The organism is Aureispira sp. CCB-E (genome assembly GCF_031326345.1).
Lineage (GTDB): Bacteria > Bacteroidota > Bacteroidia > Chitinophagales > Saprospiraceae > Aureispira.
This window is the reverse complement of sequence record NZ_CP133671.1, coordinates 4,508,770-4,528,771: the sequence shown is the minus strand read 5'-3', so window position 1 is coordinate 4,528,771 and position 20,002 is coordinate 4,508,770. Positions and strand designations below refer to the sequence as shown.

14 protein-coding genes are annotated in these 20,002 nt (G+C 35.6%); 4 read left to right on the top strand and 10 right to left on the bottom strand.

Features of this window, described 5'->3' with window-relative positions:
- Nucleotides 1-45 precede the first annotated feature (45 nt).
- Together QP953_RS17615 and QP953_RS17610 are read right to left on the bottom strand one after the other, a co-directional pair.
- Nucleotides 46-912 (bottom strand): OmpA family protein, encoded by an 867-nt coding sequence (locus tag QP953_RS17615; RefSeq protein ID WP_309552125.1) that lies wholly within the window; start codon nt 910-912, stop codon nt 46-48.
- 249 nt (nt 913-1,161) lie between these two features.
- Nucleotides 1,162-4,113: a CHAT domain-containing tetratricopeptide repeat protein gene (locus QP953_RS17610; RefSeq protein WP_309552124.1), complete on the bottom strand. Its 2,952-nt coding sequence runs from the start codon at nt 4,111-4,113 to the stop codon at nt 1,162-1,164.
- A 95-nt stretch (nt 4,114-4,208) separates the two neighbouring features.
- Between QP953_RS17610 and QP953_RS17605 the strand changes: the two genes are divergently transcribed.
- Both QP953_RS17605 and QP953_RS17600 read left to right on the top strand, forming a co-directional pair.
- Entirely contained in the window at nt 4,209-5,009 is an 801-nt protein-coding gene (locus QP953_RS17605) for a helical backbone metal receptor (RefSeq protein ID WP_309552122.1), read from the top strand.
- Between the two features lie 388 nt (nt 5,010-5,397).
- Nucleotides 5,398-7,299: an ATP-dependent DNA helicase RecQ gene (locus QP953_RS17600; protein ID WP_052597278.1), complete on the top strand. Its 1,902-nt coding sequence runs from the start codon at nt 5,398-5,400 to the stop codon at nt 7,297-7,299.
- A 23-nt stretch (nt 7,300-7,322) separates the two neighbouring features.
- On the opposite strand, the gene QP953_RS17595 is transcribed toward QP953_RS17600, so the two are convergent.
- From QP953_RS17595 to QP953_RS17575, 5 genes are all read right to left on the bottom strand, one after another.
- Nucleotides 7,323-9,347, bottom strand: coding sequence for a hypothetical protein (locus QP953_RS17595; protein ID WP_309552121.1), 2,025 nt, complete (start codon nt 9,345-9,347; stop codon nt 7,323-7,325).
- A 151-nt stretch (nt 9,348-9,498) separates the two neighbouring features.
- Complete coding sequence (locus tag QP953_RS17590; protein WP_309552119.1) at nt 9,499-10,839, bottom strand: hypothetical protein; 1,341 nt, start codon at nt 10,837-10,839, stop codon at nt 9,499-9,501.
- A gap of 215 nt (nt 10,840-11,054) precedes the next feature.
- Nucleotides 11,055-11,807 carry a LytTR family DNA-binding domain-containing protein gene (locus tag QP953_RS17585; protein WP_052597273.1) on the bottom strand — a complete coding sequence of 251 codons (753 nt, stop codon included), beginning with the start codon at nt 11,805-11,807 and terminating at the stop codon, nt 11,055-11,057.
- A 22-nt stretch (nt 11,808-11,829) separates the two neighbouring features.
- Nucleotides 11,830-13,743, bottom strand: a complete 1,914-nt coding sequence (locus QP953_RS17580) for a histidine kinase (protein ID WP_309552118.1) — start codon at nt 13,741-13,743, stop codon at nt 11,830-11,832.
- Nucleotides 13,744-13,905: 162 nt separating this feature from the next.
- Nucleotides 13,906-14,616 carry an IS1 family transposase gene (locus tag QP953_RS17575; protein WP_309551951.1) on the bottom strand — a complete coding sequence of 237 codons (711 nt, stop codon included), beginning with the start codon at nt 14,614-14,616 and terminating at the stop codon, nt 13,906-13,908.
- Nucleotides 14,617-14,722: 106 nt separating this feature from the next.
- Here QP953_RS17575 and QP953_RS17570 point away from each other — a divergent pair, with 106 nt between their 5' ends.
- Entirely contained in the window at nt 14,723-16,984 is a 2,262-nt protein-coding gene (locus QP953_RS17570) for an ATP-dependent RecD-like DNA helicase (protein ID WP_309552116.1), read from the top strand.
- Nucleotides 16,974-17,534: a hypothetical protein gene (locus QP953_RS17565; protein ID WP_309552115.1), complete on the top strand. Its 561-nt coding sequence runs from the start codon at nt 16,974-16,976 to the stop codon at nt 17,532-17,534. Before QP953_RS17570 ends, QP953_RS17565 begins: the two co-directional genes overlap by 11 nt.
- A 16-nt stretch (nt 17,535-17,550) precedes the next feature.
- On the opposite strand, the gene QP953_RS17560 is transcribed toward QP953_RS17565, so the two are convergent.
- The 3 genes from QP953_RS17560 to QP953_RS17550 form a co-directional block, all read right to left on the bottom strand.
- A complete protein-coding gene (locus QP953_RS17560; protein WP_309552113.1) occupies nt 17,551-18,429 on the bottom strand; it encodes an MBL fold metallo-hydrolase in 879 nt (292 codons plus the stop codon).
- A 200-nt stretch (nt 18,430-18,629) separates the two neighbouring features.
- Nucleotides 18,630-19,037 carry a hypothetical protein gene (locus QP953_RS17555; protein WP_052597262.1) on the bottom strand — a complete coding sequence of 136 codons (408 nt, stop codon included), beginning with the start codon at nt 19,035-19,037 and terminating at the stop codon, nt 18,630-18,632.
- 523 nt (nt 19,038-19,560) lie between these two features.
- Complete coding sequence (locus QP953_RS17550) at nt 19,561-19,977, bottom strand: hypothetical protein (RefSeq protein ID WP_052597260.1); 417 nt, start codon at nt 19,975-19,977, stop codon at nt 19,561-19,563.
- Nucleotides 19,978-20,002: the final 25 nt, after the last annotated feature.

Below are 20,002 nucleotides of genomic sequence, written 5' to 3'. Positions count from 1 at the left end.
GACTGCTTTCGTTTGAAAGGATAAAGCAACTCTAAAACCGAATAGTTAGTCAATTGGAACTACCTTTAGTAGTTCTAGGTTTTGATAATGCAAGACAATTTCAGTACGGCTATTTTTGTGATTAGCTTCGGGATCTTCTTCCGAAACAATAGGTTTGAACTGCCCGTAACCAATCACCCGAATCTTATCTTGCGGGATGTCCTTCTGTGTTAACGTATAGAGCACCGATAAGGTTTTGCGAGTACTATTTTTCCAATTATCTTTAACGGCACTACTAGCGGGCATATGCCCATTGATGTCAATATAAACCGCAGGGTATTTTTTGAATAGTTCTGCTAGTTGATAGAGCAATGCTCGTCCATTGCTTGATACCGAACGACTAGAGGATGAAAATAAGTCTTTGTTATCAAATGTCAAGGTTAATTCATCCTTGTTGAGCCATTGAACTAATTTAAATTCAGGATTAGCAGCAAGTAAAGCGTTAATATCATCCCGAATAGCTCGCAAAGAGCGATTTTGAGTCGTTAACCCTGATTTAATTTTTCTATAAGGTTCTAATTCTGTTTTGATTAATAAATCTTTGTCGGCTAATTTTTTTTGTGTTTGTTTCAACTGAGCCTGACAATTAACGGTAGCCGATTGTGCAGCATCTAAAGCCGATTGGTTGTCTTCCAGTTGTTGCTGCAAACTCTTGATTGTTCCCGATTGTGTTAGGTTGGCAGATGACGAAGCGTCTTTCAATTTGTTGAGTTCTCGTTTGGCTTGTGACAACTCTTGCTTGGTTCCTAAAAGTGTATTTTCCAATTTTAGTTTTTCTTCTTCCAACGCCTTGAATTTTTTTGTTCCGACACAGCTTGAACACAAAAAAGACAATAAGACAATAATGTACCCTAAAGATAACAGTTGTTTCATCTAATGAATGGATTACTTAAGTAAATGGCTATAATAATAGTAGTTAATGGTACTGCTATGGTAATAACATAATACATTACTTCGTGGCTTTTTTATAAAAGACCCAAAAAGCCACGAAGTATTAATAACGTATACCTAAAACACATGGGTAAAGTTAAGAGTTTTTGAATAAAAGAAGTCATTTTTCTAGAACTTCATGTTATATGATTTTGATCTTAATACGCTAAATGAAATCTATTGGCAAAAGACCTAGTCAAATGTCGTATTATCAAGGTCAATTCGCTCTTTGCGTCTTCTGAGAAACAATCGGAAAAGGACAATAACCAATACAATTGAAAGTATAAATAAGAACAAATTTGTCATCGAAAAAAGAAGTTCTTGTTCCAGTTTTAAAGCCTCATGGTTGCCCAATTGGATAAAGGCAGCCCACAAAGCAGGATGTGCAGAAATACCTTCGGTGTTTTCTAAATAGAATAATTTGGCAGCTTGTAGTGCTTCGCTCTTTGTTTTGCCCATTTTGAGTTCGTTATAAAAATATTCCATTATTTTAGAAGTAGAGTAGTCGTTGACTTGCCACAAGCTAACCACCAAACTAGGCACCCCCGCATGCATGAACGAACGTGCCAAGGACATAATCCCTTCTCCACGTTCAAACTTTCCATACCCCGTTTCGCAAGCACTTAAAACAACCAATTGTGCGTCAAACGATAAATTACTTATTTCGAAAGCATGTAAAAAATTGTCTTCGACCTCGCTGCCATTTTCGGTAAATGCTAAAGAAGAAGTAATCGGATTTTTTTGATTTAAAATACCGTGCATGGCCAAATGGATAATTCCATGTTGAGGAACCTTCTTTTTAAAAAGATGTTCCGACGCCTCATTGCCATAAAGAAATGTGCCCAAGGCTATTTTTTCCAATGTTTTAACCTCGTTGATCGCTTCGGGGAGAGGGGCTAGATTATGCCGAATAAGCAAATCTTCCTCTGTTCGATTTTGTTGCGTAAAATTCGTTTTATTATAATCGGCTGCAACAGCAAGTAGACGAACATTTTGCGACAAAAAATTGTACTGATCTTTATTTTTTAAAAGCAGCGTACCCGAATAAGAGTACTGTATTTCATAGTCTTTGAGTAAATAATTTTTCTGGTGATAATCGACAAGGGGTTGTGCTTGATAACTTGTGGTAAATGCCTCAAAGGGAAGGTGTCCTAGTAGATGATCGGGAATAATAATTAGTCGTTTGAATTTTTGTGATGTTAGGGCAGGCGCTACAAAGGAATTATAAAATTTATAGGATAGTTGGTCGTATAATTCTCCTGCTTTTATAGGATTTTTTTGAACATACTTCAAATTGGTTAATACCTTTCTAAAAGTATGGATGTCATTCATATAATTACTGTCTAATTGGATGGTTTGTAGGTGTGCATTTTGTTGAGTAATCGACCAGATATAAGCCTTTGGGTATTGTATATAGTAGGCAATTAGTTGAGTATTGGGGTCTAAAATTCGTGTTTGCAAATCTACGACAGATGCTATATTTGATTTGTACTTGATTTGGTAATATTGAGGATAGTTTTGTTCCAATTGTTTGATGAGCTGTTCTTGGGCTCGTTTGAGTTCAAAAGTTTGCTCTTGCAAATCATAATAATCTACTTCAGAATTTTTTTTGTGTAATAATTTTTTATTCAATTGGCTAATAGCTTTTTTTAGTTGATTTTCTTTGAGAATCAGACTATCTGGAACGCCGCCAAAATTAAGTGCCTTTTGAGCGCTTAATGCACTTGTTAAAACGGCATCTCTGCTGCGTTCGGCTAATTGAAAGGCTGCTTCCAAATAACGCTTGTCTTTTGTGATTTGATACAATTCTTCTGCAAATTGAACGCCTAAAGTAAAGGGCATAAATCGCTCATTGAGTAAACCAAGTTTATCTTCATCACTCAATTCATTTTTAACTTTGTCTAAAATTTCTATTTGAGCAAGGATGGTTTGATGAGCGTGTTTGAGGTATTCTAATTTTTCTTCTTTTTGGTATAATTTATAGAAAACTCTAGAACGGTTATTGAGATTGCCAATAGCATTAATGGGATCTAGTATGTTGTGTTTTTGAACGACAGGGACTAAGTTAAGATAGGGATTATTGTCCTCAAAATCTTTGGTATTGGCGATAAAACTTTGTTGACTCGCTTGAAGGGCAGCTTCGTATCGTTCCATCAAATCTAATAGAATGACAAGGTTGCCATATGCAATTGCTACATCAGGATTGTGTTTGCCATGGATGTTTTCTTTGATTTGAATATTTTTCCTAAAATAAGTCTCGGCTGTTTCCAAATCACCAGTTTGAGCATAAGAAATTCCCAAATTGCTATAAGCAACAGATGCCAAAACGCTATTAGGTCCATGTTCTTTGACTGTAGCGGTTACATATTTGTGATACGTCTCTAGTCCTTTGTTGGGTTGTTTGGTTTGAATGTAATAAGCCCCTAAATTATTTAGCAACGATATTTCTAGTTGTTTACTAAGCGAACTGGTATCTTTTTGGGTAATAGCTAGTGCTTTGTTGATATACTTAATTTGTTCGTTATATTGCCCAGAAGTACTGTAAGCCATAGAAAAAGCACGATACAAACTTGCATAATCAATAAGAGATGCTTGAGGTGTTTTGTTATAAATAGAAAGTGTTTTATTAAAATATTCTAAGGCTTTGGTGGGTTCTCTCTTTTCTATGTAAAAAATCCCCATTTTCTGGTAGTTTCTACCCAAGTCAATTTGTTCTTCTAAACCTCCCAAGCTGTAGATAGAGGCTAATTTTTCGCCTTGTTGAATGGCTTTTTGATATTGGCTTGTTTGCTCGTAAATGGAGCGTGCTGCCCAGTGTGTTAAACTTAGATAGCGCAAAGAATCAGGATGTTGTTTGGCAATTTTTAACGCTTGGGTGATGTGAATGAGTGCCTCGTCGTAGGATTCTTGTACGCCAAAGAGATGTGATTTTACAGTATGATATGTTTGCAATTCAAGACTAGATTGGTCGAGTAGATGCAAATAATTTTGTTGAAATAACTTTAAATTAAAACGTGCTTCTTTTAATTTTTTTTCTTTAATTAAGTCGTGAATTTGAACCAACTGCTCTAGAAGAGGGGGATCGCCTTGAGCTATAAGGTTGGGGCTGACCAAAAATAAAAAAACTAGTATTAGGTAATTCATATAATCTTGGTTCTTTTGTTGTAAATTAGGGTTCGTTTTGAAGCCTTTTCACACAAAATACTACCTCCATTTTCAGTATCCAAATAAATTTCTATATGAAATTAGTAATCGATCAAATGCATCAACAATTAGAAGTTCCTAAGGAGCCTAAGCGTATTGTTTCGTTAGTTCCTTCTCAGACCGAATTGCTTTATTATTGGGGATTAGATGAACGGGTAGTTGGAATAACGAAGTTTTGTATACATCCTAAAGAATGGTACAAAAATAAACCAAGAATAGGAGGAACTAAAACCGTTGATCTAGAAAAAGTAAGGGCTTTGAAGCCTGATTTGATTATTGGCAATAAAGAAGAAAATACGCAGTCAGATATTGAAGCTTTGAAAAAGGAATTCCCTGTTTGGATGAGTGACATGCAAACCTTGGAAGAGGCTTGGGATATGATGACTTTGTTAGGAAATGTTTTAAATGTGCCCGATCAAAGTACGGCTCTAATTCAACAGTTAAAAGAAGATTTTTTAGCTTTAGTTAACGAACAAAGTGAGCCGCCTTGGCGAGTAGCGTATTTTATTTGGCAAAATCCTTTTATGGTAGCGGGAGGTGACACGTTTATTGATGATGTATTAAAAAAAGCCAATTTTGAAAATGTTTTTGCTGAATCGTTGCGCTATCCATCGGTAACTGTGGCAGAAATTCAGGCGAAGCAACCAGAATTAATTTTATTATCTTCAGAACCTTATCCATTCAAAGAAAAGCACGTTCAAATATTTCAAGAAATTTGCCCTAACGCTAGAGTAGAAATAGTTGATGGTGAACTCTTTTCTTGGTATGGTTCACGGTTGTTGGAGACAACCCATTATATTAAAAAATTGCATCAAAAATTGGGTGCAAAAACTTGATATTGTACTTTTGTACGCAGTTGAATGGATAACACTACGATTTTTGGGACTTTGAAAGTTCAAAGTTATTGTTTTAGTAGGAGTTGGTCATAACAATAGTTAGCTGCGCTGCTGCTTTGTGGTCGTTGAAAAACTTTATTAGCTTGATAATTAATAAGTTGTTTGCTTGTTGTATTTTGGATTCAAAATTTAATTATCAAATTAATGTAAATGTGATTTTTTATCTTTTTGGTAAAAGTAAACAACTAAGCGATAGCGATCTCACGACTGCAGGGAGCTACCACGAAGTAGCACCGTAGGTAATCAACGACCACGTAGTAGCAGCGTAGCTAACTACTATCATCAGTCATGCGTTTATTAAATTCTAAAATCAAAAAGCAGAAGAAAATTGACACCACAAGAAGTACTCAAAAAATATTGGGGGTATGATGATTTTCGTCCATTACAATTGGACATCGTTCAGTCTGTATTGGACGGGAATGATACCTTGGCTCTGTTGCCAACAGGTGGAGGGAAGTCAATTTGTTTTCAGGTGCCAGCACTTTGTTTAGAAGGGATTTGTATAGTGGTTTCTCCCCTTATTGCATTGATGAAAGATCAAGTTAAAAACTTGAAAGAAAGGGGAGTTAGAGCTTATGCCATTTATTCGGGGATGAACATAGCCGAAATGGATCGAGTGTTGGACAATTGCATTCACGGAGGAGTACAGTTTTTATATTTATCGCCTGAACGCTTGACATCAGACTTGGCTATAGAGCGTATCAAGCAAATGAATGTAAGTCTAATAGCAATAGATGAGGCGCATTGTATCTCTCAATGGGGCTATGATTTTAGGCCATCGTACCTGAATATAGCAGAGATTAGAGAATTACTACCTAAAGTACCGCTAATTGCGCTGACGGCTACGGCAACAGCACCTGTCGTAAAGGATATTCAAGAAAAATTAGTCTTTTCCAAAGGAGCTAAAGTATTCCAAAAGAGTTTTACGCGTGAAAACTTATCCTACATTGTTCTTTATGAAGAAAATAAGCGCCGTAAGATGTTGGATATTCTTAAGCGAATAGCAGGCGCAGGAATTGTATATGTACAAAATCGACGAGAAACGCAGGAAGTAGCCTATTTTTTGAAAAAAAATGGTATATCGGCAGAATATTATCATGCTGGTAGAAATGGAGATACCAGAGAGAAAGTACAAGAAGATTGGATTAATAACAAAACTAGAATTATTGTGGCAACCAATGCCTTTGGAATGGGGATTGATAAGCCAGATGTTCGAGTTGTTATTCATTTGACGTTGCCAGATAGCTTGGAGGCTTATTTTCAAGAAGCTGGTCGAGCAGGTCGAGACGAACAAAGAGCATATGGTATTTTATTGTACAACCAATCGGATCGAATCAAGCAAGAACGCTATTTCAAACAGGCTTATCCTTCTGTCAAAGAAATTAGAAGGGTCTATCAAGCGCTGGGGTCTTATTATCAATTGGCGGTTGGAGCTGGTTTAGGACAGACGTTTGATTTGGATGTTCCAGATTTTGCCAAAACATTTAATCTAAATCCAATAGAAACCTTACATGCGCTTAAAGTGTTGATGAAGGAAGAGTATCTGGATTTGACAGAAAATGTATTTTTCCCTTCGACCTTGCGGGTGATTGTTCGGAAAGAAGAGATGTATGATTATATGCTTCGAAATAATAAGTTGCAACGACTAGTGCATATTATTTTACGTTCTTCGCAAGGAGCGTTTAATCATGATGTGAATATCAAAGAAGGGCAGCTGGCACACTCCTTAAAAGTGCCTCACAAGGAGTTGATTTTTATGTTAGAAAAATTGCACAAAGACGCAATTATTCAGTACAAACCCCAAAAAGATGCCCCCCAATTGACCTTTTTAGTAGAACGCTTACCTGAAAAAGAGCTTGTGATAGATCAACAGCGTTACCATTTTTTGAAAGAGCGTCAAAAAAAACGTTTAGAAAGCACGTTGTACTATGCCGAAACTTTGCAATGTAGAAATCAGCTTTTATTGGCTTATTTTGATGAAAATGGCGCCCCAAAATGTGGTCATTGTGATGTTTGCTTGGGTAGACACGACCAGTATGTGAAGCATCATGAGTATTATCAAATTAAAACTAAATTGGAATACTTGCTCAAAAAAGAGCCCACCGATTTGCATACGATAGTAGATGCATTTCCTGAGGACATCAAAGAAAAGGTACTCAAAGCTATTGAGCACCTTATGGATAATTATATGATTGTTCGAACGGGAAACAATCAGTTGCGTTGGAATTGACACAACTAATTAGAGTCTTATGTCTAAATAGTGGGAGGGGCTACGCCAATAAAAATTACAATTCCATCGCCTCCAGGATTTTCTTTTATGTCTACAGTCGCAGCAGGCTTCCAATTATTAGCAGCCCATAGATTTCCGCAACGATCAATAGAAGAAGCTGTTAAGCGCATAAGAGGGCTGTAACAAGGTAAGGGCAAGGGTTGACTAGTATCACCAGAAATGTTGCCATATAACGGAAATCCGTTTTTCAATAAGACTTCATGACCTCCAGATGGCAAAGTCATAAAATGATTGCTGGCACCATTGGGTGTTTCTTGAATGATTGTAACTCCAGTAGGTCCAAGGACTTCTTTGCCATTTGTTGCGTAGGTTTCTTTGCCAAAATTGCTAACCCAGATTGTATCGTTTCGATCAATTAAAATTCCCCAAGGCAAATGTATGTTTTGTTTGAATTCTTTGAGGTAGTTCAAATCTTTGTCAAACTTAATAATTCGACTCGATTTTATAGCTGCCAAATAAATTTCTCCCTTGGAATTGACAGCAGCTTGGCGAAAAATTTCATAGCCATTGGTTTCTGGATTATCAGCAGCAGTCCATTGCGCTAAAGGCTGAATGACGCCATCTTTTAGTTGTAGTTTATAAATAGAAGATATTTGACATTTACTGGGATCATCTTTAGAGTAAGCCCCCGCATTGCTAACAATGGCATTATCATCTTTGTCAAAAGTAACAGAAAATGTTAAGTTATATGGGCTCGCCATCTCGTCAAAGTCATAAGAAACAACTTTGTTTGGGTCACCGCCTAAATAAACAACAATGGAACTATTGTGCGATTTAAAGTTATAATAGGTAGCATCAGAAGGAGCTAAAGGATCTTGAGTGCCCCAAGAACACATCCACAGATTTCCCTTGCTATCAAAATTTAAACCTTGGATTCTATGCAAGGAATTGGTATACCCTTGAGGAGGGCTGATGGCTTTCCCTTCACAATTAAAGACCGAAATACTCCCTTCTTGTGGGTTGCACTGTGTTGGTCCCCATCCATAGTTACCAAAGTAAATTGTTTCCTTGTTTAAATCTGTAGCAACTCCAAAGCCAGAACCTAGTAGCCCTCCACCAAATAGTGGCGAAAAAGAAGCGGGAGAACCATCGGGTTCTAAAACAGTGCAAAAAGTACTTGAGTTGGGGGTGCCTTGGGTTACATTGTTGGTAATCCAAGCTCTGTCATTTTTATCAAAAACAACAAAAGCAGGTCCTCCAATTAGGAAATTTTTAGCTCCTGAATCGTGTACTTTTATAGTTAATGTCCATTGAGAAACTGCTTTTGTTTGTTTGCCAATTGGTTGGATTTGTGGTAATGAGGGGGTATAAACTTGTTCTTCTCCACAGACTAGGTCATAAATAAGATCAACATTATTAAATGGATGATGGACTAAAAAAGAAAGTCCACCTAGGAAAGAGGTAGCCTGCAAATCAGGAGTGCTTGTTGCGCTCAAAAAAGCTTGATAAATTGAAGCATCTGTCAAGCAATAATACAATAAATTTGACAAGGAGTTCCACATAGAATAGCTGTTGGTTTCCAGATGATTCGGAGAAGTAGAGATGACAGGAGATAAATTTCCTGCATCGTCCATAAAGTTGAGACGCATCAAATGCGCTACTTCAATACTTCTAGAAAGTCCTGTAATAGCTATTGTTTGCTCTTGTGATACTTGCATAAATTGAGCATAACAAAAAGCATTTGCAATCGTTAATGGTTCATTGAGCATAACTTCGGTACTAGCTCCATTAAAAACAGAAAGCAACTGAATGGGGTGTTGTTCTGAATAATTGCCTTCATTAGTTTGAGTAATGGTTAGAATAAGGCAGTAGTAAACATCCGAGTTGCTATTCAAGGTAACAGTAAAAGTAGGCGTATTTACTGAAATCTTTTCAGTATTGGGTGTACTCTGTTCTTGTATGGCATAAATTTCGAAATAGCCTTCTTTGAATGTTAAGGAAGAACCTAAATTGATTTGAAAATGGACAACTTGCATTGGGTTATTCATACGATAATAGAATTAAATAATGTAGAATGATTTCTTATTTAATATAATGCAATGCAATAAAATTGGCGCTTTTTGAATCGTTTAGATTCAAAGCTGTCCGATTTCATCTATAGAATGTCCATAATCGTATACTAAGTTCTAGTAAACAGACTTAAGAAGGCATCTTTTTTTCTGTTTTAGTAGCAGTATTGGTTTGTTTTTCAAAACGTTTTAAGAAAGATTTTAATCGAAAATTTTCTTGTTTTTTGCCCAATTGTTGAGCTGCTTTTTTAGCCTGATTCAGAATAATAGCTTGCTCTTGTTGAGAAAATCGACTATCGTAAGGAAAAAAGATTTCAGCTTCTATGTTTTTTAGTTCTAACAAGAGAATTTCTTTCTGGAAAATGGCTTTTATAATTTCTTCAAATGCTTTTGTATTCTTATCGTCTCGATACAAGATGAGAAACTCTATGGCTGCGTCTACAGCAGCGGTAGGATCGGGCAACTCTTTGCGAAAGGCAGGATTTGTCAAAATTTTCTTAGAATTTTTTTCAATACTTCTTGCTTCATTGGGACGGAGTGTTCGATGATGTTCTAGATTATACACTGCTTCGGTATAAGGGTACAAAGGGTATTGTGGCAAGACCATTCGTTCAACAGCTCTTTTATCCATTAGATCAGCCAAACCGTGTACAAACAAATTAACAGCACCCGTAGCATTTTTTAAGGTTTGGGGAGGCATGGGATGTTTTGATCTGCTTGCTTCTCCTACAAAACGATAGACTTTTTTCATGGCTCTAGTCCGCCAAGCTTTGTCATGGGTACAAAGATAAGAAATACGTCCTTCTTTGGTGAAATAATAATCTGCGAGCGGGTTGCCTACTAATTCTAATAATTTCTTGTCGAGGGGACAAATACCTTCTTGGGCATCTAGAGTTTCCTTAATGCTTGGGTTATTGGCAAATTGCGCCTCCGTTTCCATTTTTGCAACATAGTCCGTTAAAAGATCTTCGGGGCTTTTTAGTGTTTTTTGTTGAAATGCGGTACTATTTTTTTTCAATTCTACCTTTTTAAAAGTAGTAGAAAAGGGCGCTCCTAGTGGCAAGATATGATAAACATCAACAGGTTCTCCTAAGTGTTTGACAAGCAAATGTTGTTGGTCTTCACTTATTTCTAAGCTTAGATCATTTTGATATTGTTGAACGCTATCAGTTTTGGCTGCATCGTGCTCAAAAATAGCTTTTCGGTAAGGGCGGTCATTTAGTTTTAAGTTGTAGCGCATCGCATAAGAAGCCTTGCCTCCATGTTTTTTAAACTTAAATGTAAAACTCATTTTTTTCTTTTCTAGATGCTCAATTTGAATGGTGGCAACATTATCAGCATCCAATCGAATGTCTTTGGTCAGTTTTTCTAAGACAAAAGTTTTGGGTGGACTACAGCTGCATCCTCGACAACCTACAAGTGCTGTGATAAGAAAAATATAGAGATAAATGTGGTTCGATTTTATAGACATGATTGATTTTGTTTTGGTTCGATTGTTCTAATTAGAGAGCATCAATAAGAAAGATAGAGAAAAAAAGATTGTAGGGACTTTTGTCCCTCAAAATCAAGATACTTAAAAAAAGAAAGTCATCCTAAAAGAGATGACCTTAATTTGTACTCAGTACTTTGTAATAGTAGTTCGTTGTTATTTTTACAGCCTGCTGTTTTTGAGGCTTACTACTACAATCAATTGCCAATATTATCGAAATAGCCGAGGACTTTAGCTTTTAATCTATGAGAAACTGGAACTTGGTAATTCAGTGTCGTTATTAGAGCATTTTTGTCTTTTTTGTCGTATCGTTGAACATGATTTAGGTTGACCAAAAAAGACTGATGTACTCGCATGAAGTTTTTCTTAGGCAATATTTCTTCGTATTCTCTTATAATTTTAGAGACAATAATTTTTTGTTTGTCTGTCGTATAAAAAGTAGTATATCCTTTGTCCGATTCACAATAAATAATATCATCCACATTGAGAATATAGAGGCTATCAGCGGTGCTAATGGTTAGCTTTTGTATGCTCTCTTTTTCGTCTTGAAGATTAGAAAGAAGGGTGTCGATATATTGATAGCGTTGTTGTTCGGATCGTTTTTGTTCTACTTTTTGAACCGCTGCCATCAATTCACTGCCTTTGACGGGTTTTAACAAAAAATCGACTGCTGAGGCGCGTAATGCCTTGAGTAAATAATCGTTGTGTCCTGTTACAAATACAACATTTAGAGGCTCTTTTTCAAAGTATTGTAAGATTTCGAAACCATTGTTTGAACCTAAATTGATGTCTAAAAATAGAATGTCAGGTCGCTCTTTTTCTATCTCAATGATAGCATCTAATACGCTGTTGGCTTCTCTACAAATTGTGATGTTGGTACAACATAATCGAATGATTTGCAAAAGCGTTTCTCTTGCTTGTTTTTCGTCGTCAACAATAAGTGCATTCATTATAAAGGGAATATGATTGGTATTAATATTTATAATTTAAAGGTAGCGAAAAAGAAACTAAAGTTCCTTTAGAAGGAAGGCTTTTCATATTAAAGAATATTTTTTTTCCACGTTTTTTGTTGAGAAATTGTAGGCGTTCTTTAGTAATTTTAAGGGCTAATGATTGGTGCTTTTTTTGATCGTTAGGTTTATTATTCGCTTCTAAACCAACGCCATTATCATAAACTTTAATGTGCAAAATGTCGTTAGATATGTTAATTTTGACCTCAATTTTACCTTTGTAATCTACATCTTGCAGACCGTGTTCCAAAGCATTTTCAATAAAAGGTTGTGTGAGCATTGGAGGAATAAGCATATTATCCAAGTCAATGTTTTCATCTAAATCAATGGAATAATCAAAGTTGTTGTCAAAACGTAATAGTTGCAACTTTAGATAATTATCAAGCCATTGAATTTCTTTTTCCAACGGGATGTATTCTTCCATAGAATTTTCTAAAATAGCACGAATTAGTTGAGCAAAAGAAGCTAAATAATCTCCTGCTTGAATGGGGTTGCTTTTGTAAACAAAGTTTTGAATAGCGACCAAAGAGTTAAAGATAAAATGAGGGCTCATTTGATTGCGCAACAGGCGATTTTTGAGTTGATTGGTCAAACGAGCTGCATTTATTTTGGATTGGCGAACTAAGAGAATGGAAATAATTATTATTAGTATAATCGCAAAAATAGACAGATAAAGTAGTTGACGGTTGCGATCTGCTCTAATTTTTTCGATAGCTTTTTCTTGAGCAAGCAATTTATTTTCTTGCTCAATTTTTTCTGTTTGATACTTGGTTTCTAAATTTAGTAATTCATTTTGCTTTTCTAATGTTAGAAATGAATCTAGAACACTTTCTCGTTTTTTTTGATAGTTGTAGGCGGCTTCAAAATCATTGAGCTGCACCATGTTCTTAATCAGGCGATTTAGGCTTTGTTCTTGAAAATAAAAGTCGTTTAAAATAGTTGCTGTGTCTAACACTGTTTGGGATATAGCGATGCTTTGGTTGTAATTTTCAATGGCATAATAGGTGTGAGCAATATAAAGTTGCAATTCGAGGGTGTTACTTTGAGAATTAATAAATGGTTGGAACTCTATTGCTTGTTGAATCGCTTCCAAAGCCAATGATTTCTTTTTTTGGAAGGCATAAAGATGTGCTATGTGACCATAGGACAAAGCGACTTGTTCATAGTTATTTGCGTTTTTAAATGCAGGAATAGATTTAAGATAATAAGCTAAAGAAGAGTCGATTTGATGCGAGTTGAACATAATAGCTCCTATAGATTGATAGGCAAATCCTTGCATTGAAATATCATGGGTAGAGTGAGCGAGGGACAAAATTTTTCTCCCTGTTTCCAAGGCTTTGTTGTGTTCGCCAATCATTCGATAAATTTCCAAGAGATTTTGAAGCCCAGGCATTAGGGAAGCGGTATCACTCATTTGTTCGTTTAATTGTAGATTCTTATACAAATATTCAGCTCCTTTTTCAAATTGTTGTAATTGAATGAGAATGGCTCCTTTAGTGTTGTAGGCTATTGCTATTCCAACGGTATCTTTGGCTATTTCATAGAAATAAATAGAGCTATCTACGTAGGTTAAAGCTTGGGGGGATCTAGAAGTTTGGGCATAAATGGCAGCAAAAAGACCATAACAATCTCCCAATTGGCTATGATTGTCATCAGAGCAAAACTTTAAGGCCAAGTTTTCGTAGGCTTCTGCTTTTTCAAAATCTACATTTAAGTATTCTTTTGCAATCGAATGATATAGCTCTGATTTTTGGTCAGAAGAAAGGGCAGTATCGGCTAATTTTTCTAAACTGTCAATCCTGTGATTTTCTTGTGCTAGAAGGAGTTGAAAAGGGAATAAAAAGCAAAAAATGCGGAATAAAAAAGAAAGATACATTAGATAATTGTTTTATAAGGGGTAAATATGCTTAAAGATAAGATACAAAAAATTGTTGTTTGGCAAATTAGCTAAATGAATTGTCAAAAATCTAATAAATGGATGGCTATCATAACGAAAAATATACATACTTTGTGTGTCTATCAAATAAGGGTTGTGTTGTTAAATGTATGATGGAAGTTCATTGAAATAAAAGACAAAAATTTTAAACAAATGCCATTGATACTTAAGTTTCTTAGAAAACTTGGTAGTTCTTCGGTGAAATCGTGCAATTTTAGAGCGAATAAGAGTATTAATACCTTCAATATCTTTAGTAAAAGATTTACCAATAATATGTTGATAATAAGGTAAGACCTCTTTAAAACTCTTAAAAGCATCTGTACAGTAAAATTCAATTTCTATATCTAGACACTTTAATTGTGTCATTAAATATCGAAGTTGCTTTTTTGTACGTTTGCCCATTGTTACAGCTAATATTTCTTTGGTCTCAGGAGCGTAAACGTAGAAAACCCACACTTTTTTACCTTTCTGATTCACAAAGGAATATAACTCATCAATTTGCACTTTTTTATACTTCTTTTGTCTAGGAGTAATTTTAATTTTTTCTCCTTGCTCTAGTATAAATCGAAGAGTAGTTTTAGGACTAATTCCAAATATTTTGTAACAATCTCTAATACCACTACCATGTAATAAAGAACTTTGTAGCTGGGCTTTCATACTTGGATCTGCTCCTTGGTATAAATATTCAGCTTGAAATTGTTTGCCACAATTCTTACACAGAAAGTTTTGTCTTCCTGTGGTTTTTTTCCCGTTTTTAACGACCTTTGAATTGTGGCAATGAGGACATTTTATTTGTATAGATATTGAACACATCTTACAAATATAGTCTTCATTGTCTTTTTTTCTAACTTATCATACAATCTACATCACTACCCAAATAAGAATTGCTTGTTGATTCTTTTTGTTATAAATTGCAACTATGGAAAAGATTGAAGGAAGCTTAGAGCATATTATTTATAGAAACGAAGAAAATGGATATACTGTTGGCAAAATATTGGAAACAGGGCATGCCAACGTGACCACAGTAGTGGGGAGTATGATGGGAGTTCAGGTTGGTGAAACCTTGCTTTGTGAAGGTTATTGGAAGAATGATAAGAAGTTTGGTAAGCAGTTTGTTGTAGAGGCTTTTGATGTTAAAATTCCATCTACTACTAGGGGCATTGAGTTGTATTTAGCTTCGGGATCTGTGGCAGGAATTGGTGCTGTATTTGCCAAGAAAATTGTCGATCATTTTGGAGAAATAACACTAGAAGTTTTTGATATTGCTCCGCATCGTTTGTTAGAAATAGAAGGAATTGGCAAGAAGAAATTAGAACGGATACAATCGGCATGGGCAAAACAGAAAGATGTTCGGCAGGTTATGATCTTTCTTCAAAATTATGGCGTTTCACCTGCTTATGCTCAACGTATTTTTAAGGTTTACGGTCAAAAAAGCATTGAAAAGGTCAAAGAAAATCCGTATCGTTTATCAACGGAAATTGATGGTATTGGTTTTAAGAAATCAGATGCCATTGCTCAAAAAATGGGTGTGGATGTCAATGATGCCGCAAGAATTGCTTCTGGAATAGAATTTACTCTGGAACAGGTTGCTCGAATGGGACACAGTTGCTATCCTTTAGAAGGGTTGGTAAAGGAGGCAGCGATGTTGCTAGGAGTTGCTTTTGACTTGGTAGAAGATGCCTTAAATAGGTTGGCAGCAAAAGGAAGGGTTATTCTCAAATTATTAACACACAAAGGAGGTAGCCCTAAGACTTTTGTTTGGTCAAAGGTCAATTATGACTATGAAAAAGAAATTGCGGCAGAAATACAGCGCTTAAAGGTCTTTGAGGATGTTTTTGAAGCAACCGATTTGGAACTTGCTATAGAAAAATCTAGCAAGAAAAATGGAATTACTTTGGCTGTACAACAAGAAGCCGCCGTCATTAAAAGTATAGAAGACAAGCTGCATATTATTACAGGAGGACCTGGTACTGGAAAAAGTACGATTACAAAAGTAGTCTTAGATATTTGTTTAGAAACCACCGAGTCTATTGTTCTTGCTGCTCCTACTGGACGAGCTGCTAAGCGACTTAGCGAAATTACGAAAAGGGAAGCTTCTACCATTCATAGCTTATTAACCTTTGATTTTGTTACTCGCTATTTTCGTAAGAATAAATACGATCAGTTGGATTGTGAGGTGCTTATTGTAGATGAGGCAAGTATGATTGATGCTTTTTTGATGAGTGCTTTGTTGAAAGCTGTTCCTGATAATTGTAAGGTGATTTTGGTAGGAGATGTTGACCAATTGCCTAGTGTGGGGGCAGGGAATGTGCTAAACGATTTGATTCAAAGCGAACGAGTGCCTGTTACAAGGTTGACAGAAATTTTTAGACAAGCCATTAATTCGCAGATTGTAATCAATGCACATAAAATCAACCAAGGAATTTTTCCTAATATTACGACAGAAAAAGATAGTGATTTCTTTTTTATTACTGAACGTCAACCTGAACGACTCATACAACACATTTTAGGGCTAATTGACAAACGTTTGCCCAAAGCATATGGTTTACACAAGCTAAAAGACATTCAGTTGTTATGTCCGATGAATAAGGGGAAAATAGGAAGTGTAGAATTTAATCGTATTTTACAACTCAACTTAAATCCTAAGAAGAAAAACGAAGACATGGGGGTTGGACATAAAAAGTTGGTGGAAGGGGATAAAGTGATACAGACTAGAAATAATTATGATAAGGGTGTGTATAATGGAGATATTGGTTACCTTAAGAAAGTGATTGATGTTGATAAAATAGTTGTAGTAGAATTTGATGGAAAAGAGGTAGAATACGAATTTTCAGAATTGTTGGAGCTCGACTTGGCTTATGCTGTTTCTGTCCATAAGTATCAAGGAAGTGAAAGTCCTTGTATCATCTTGCCGATTCATGAGTCGTATAATCGGTTGCTTTTTAGAAATTTATTGTACACAGGGATAACAAGGGGCAAACAATTGGTTATTTTGGTGGGAACAAAGGAAGCTGTTAGTGCTGCGATTCGAAATAATAAGGCACACAAACGTTATACAGGCTTAGTGGCAATGCTGCAACAAGAAGAGAAAGGTTTGCCTATTATACAGATTGTACCCATGTTGGGGGCGGAAGGGTATGCCGATTGGGTAACAAAACATTTTAGTGAAAATGAAGCATAATGTAGATGAAAAGCGTACGGAATTAGTACCTTACCTCATTTTGGATGAATCGGCAGATGTAGAGGCATTTCAAGAAGTTATGAAGAAAGAGGGGATAGCAATGGTTTTAGAGTGGCGTTATTATTATGCTTACAAAGATGCGATTCGGATTATTGATTTTGTAGAAACAAAAGGAATTTATGATGGTTGGGCGGTTTTTTTGCCAGAAGCGTGCAAAGAAAAAGCAGACCAATTGGTTCAAAGATACAGCACTATTTTGACCTATTTTGAAGCTGCTGAAGAGCGTTTTTTCAGAGGTTTGCCAGTTACAGTATTGCAAAAAGCATTGGCTTCAGCGCAAATGAATGGAAAGAGCTTAGAATTGGCTTTGAAAGTATTGGCAGAGCAAAATATTGCCTATTCACTATCAGAAGTACAGCAGTTGAAGGAGACCTTAGTAGCTCGAAACCTTCAAAAAGCTTCCCAAGTATTGCCGGCTAAAATTCTCATTTGGTGTTTGTTAATAATAATAGTAGTAACGTATTTGTATTTGGTTGGAATGTTTGGATAGCATCATTATGATGTTGTCAGACAATAGAATTGGTATTTAAAATATCTTTCACAACTTCGCCAGGAAAAACACAGAATATAGGTATGTTTAAAGCATATTTTTGAGCGAAGGACATTACCGCTTGTTGGATTTGTTGCTTGGAATAACGAGAAGAAAAATGCCCTAAAATTAATTGTTCTACTTTAGATGCTGCCACCATTTCTATGACTTCTTCTAAGGTGCTATGTTGGTTCTTTTTCTGCCCTTTGGGGGGATTGATAGAATTATCCAAAAATGTTGCTTCGTGAATGAGAATTTTAGAATGCTTCCAGCGATCGAAATCTTGGACAGGAGTATCACCTGAATAACTTAAAATAGACTGTTTTTTTTCTTCTGTAATAAAATCATTGCCCTTTTGCAGTCGAAGGGTTTGCAATTCTTTAGGAGATAATGTTTTGAATTGTTCTTTTAGTTTTTGTTTGACTTCGATAACATCAAAGCTTAGACTTTTAATGCTATTTTTAGGAGCTTCAATGTGCTCATTTCTTATACTATGCACCAAAATTCCTTTTTTTATGGGAACGTCTTGTGTATCATTTAGAGGATGCCAAATATTGTGTTGGGTATGTGGATCAAATTTACTCATAAAGTTGTCCATAGCAGGAAAGGAGCCTGCATCTTTTGGATAGTAGACCCAAGGAAAACCGCCTTCACGGGCATTTAACTGACGGATTTGCAATAGACCTGTAATATGATCTCTATCAGGATGACTGATGAAAATATGTTTAATTTTTCTAGATTTTTGTAGTAAATGAGCCGATACCCCATCTCCTGCATCAAAGAGTAAACCCAACTCTTCAATAAAATACCATGTTGCAAATAAAGCGGTCGAATATCCTGTAATTGTTAGTTTCATAAATTATGTAACTATCTAGTACCCTAATAAGTTCCAAGGTTCATTATATCATTGAACACAAGCATAGGATTATCCTGCAACAAGAAAGTAAAAAAGCCATAAGCAACGATTGAACGAAAACTTATGGCTTGAATTATGGTATTTAGGATTGAATGCTTTTTTATTTTGAGTAAGTTCTCAACCCCTAATTAATGCTTTGTTTATAGTAGTGGATGTAAAGCCGTTGGAACAACATGGTATTTAATGCCATTAGGAATAAGGATTTCTACTTCCAAGAATTCGACCATTTTTTCGGCATTGTTTAGTACTGCTTTGTCTTGATTAGGAAGTTCAAAAATCATGACCCTTTCTTCTTCGTAAAACTGCATTTCAACTTGATGAAAGACTTTGTCTGTGTTGTTAGCTTCGGGAAGGTTTTTAAGGGTGTAAGTAATTTTGATGGTTGGTTCATCCCATGTATTTACTGTCGCATTAGCATTTAAAGCAAAAACGGCAAAATAACAATCTTCTTCAGGAATAAACGTTTGAACAAATGTGTTTTCTGTCTGCGCCCATCCTAGACCAAAGGTTAGTAGTACAATTACCCAAGTTAATAGTAGCTTTTTCATGATTGATCTGTTTTATAGTGAAGTAATTGTTTTTTGATTACAGACCAAATATAGTGGGATTCAATAGATCATAAAATGATGTTGCTTAGTTTAAAAAATGATGTTGCTTAGTATGAGCAAAAAGACAAAAAAACATGCTTTGACAAGTTAATAGTCCGCTGTTTTTAGCGGACTACTAAACAAGTAAAACATGTTTTTATAGGAAGATAAACACTATATCGAGGATTCTAAAAATCATTAAGTCGCTTGTCTCAATAGCTAGCTGTATTATTATCATAGTAGTTCGTTGATTAGCTCCCTGCGGTCGTGAGATCGCTATCGCTTAGTTGTTTACTTTTTACCAAAAAAACAAAAAAGCACATTTATATTAGTTTGATAATCAAAGCTTTAGTACGAAGTGAAACAAATGTGCAACTTACTGATTATCAAACTAATAAAGTTTAGCTGCGCTGCTACTCCGTGGTTTCAACGAACTATTGTATCAAATACATAGCTAATAAAACTTGGGATTGGACGAACTAAATTACATCAACATAAAATCCAAACCAATTTGATAATTCATTCCTTTCGGAACGAAAATTTTATAGTCTAATTGATCGTCAAGATCAACACCATTAATCATAATCGCATTCTCTTTTTTAGGCATATCAATGGTGATGGTTTGATTCATATCATCTATTGTCATTTCATAATCGTAACGCCCAGCTGCTACCAAAGCTTTTAAGACGTTTTCAGGAGTATTGGCAGTTGTAATTGTGGTGACAATTCGAATGGTTTTATTGTCCCATTCTTCAACGTCAACCTGTCCTTTTAAGGCAAAAATAGCTTCGTAAGTAGGGCACTCAACAGGCAGAGTTTTGACCAAGGTTTTTTGTGTTTGAGCAAAAGTGAGTGCTACAATACCCAAGAGGGTGATCCAAGTTAAAAAGAATTTTTTCATGATTGATATATTTTTTAGAATAACT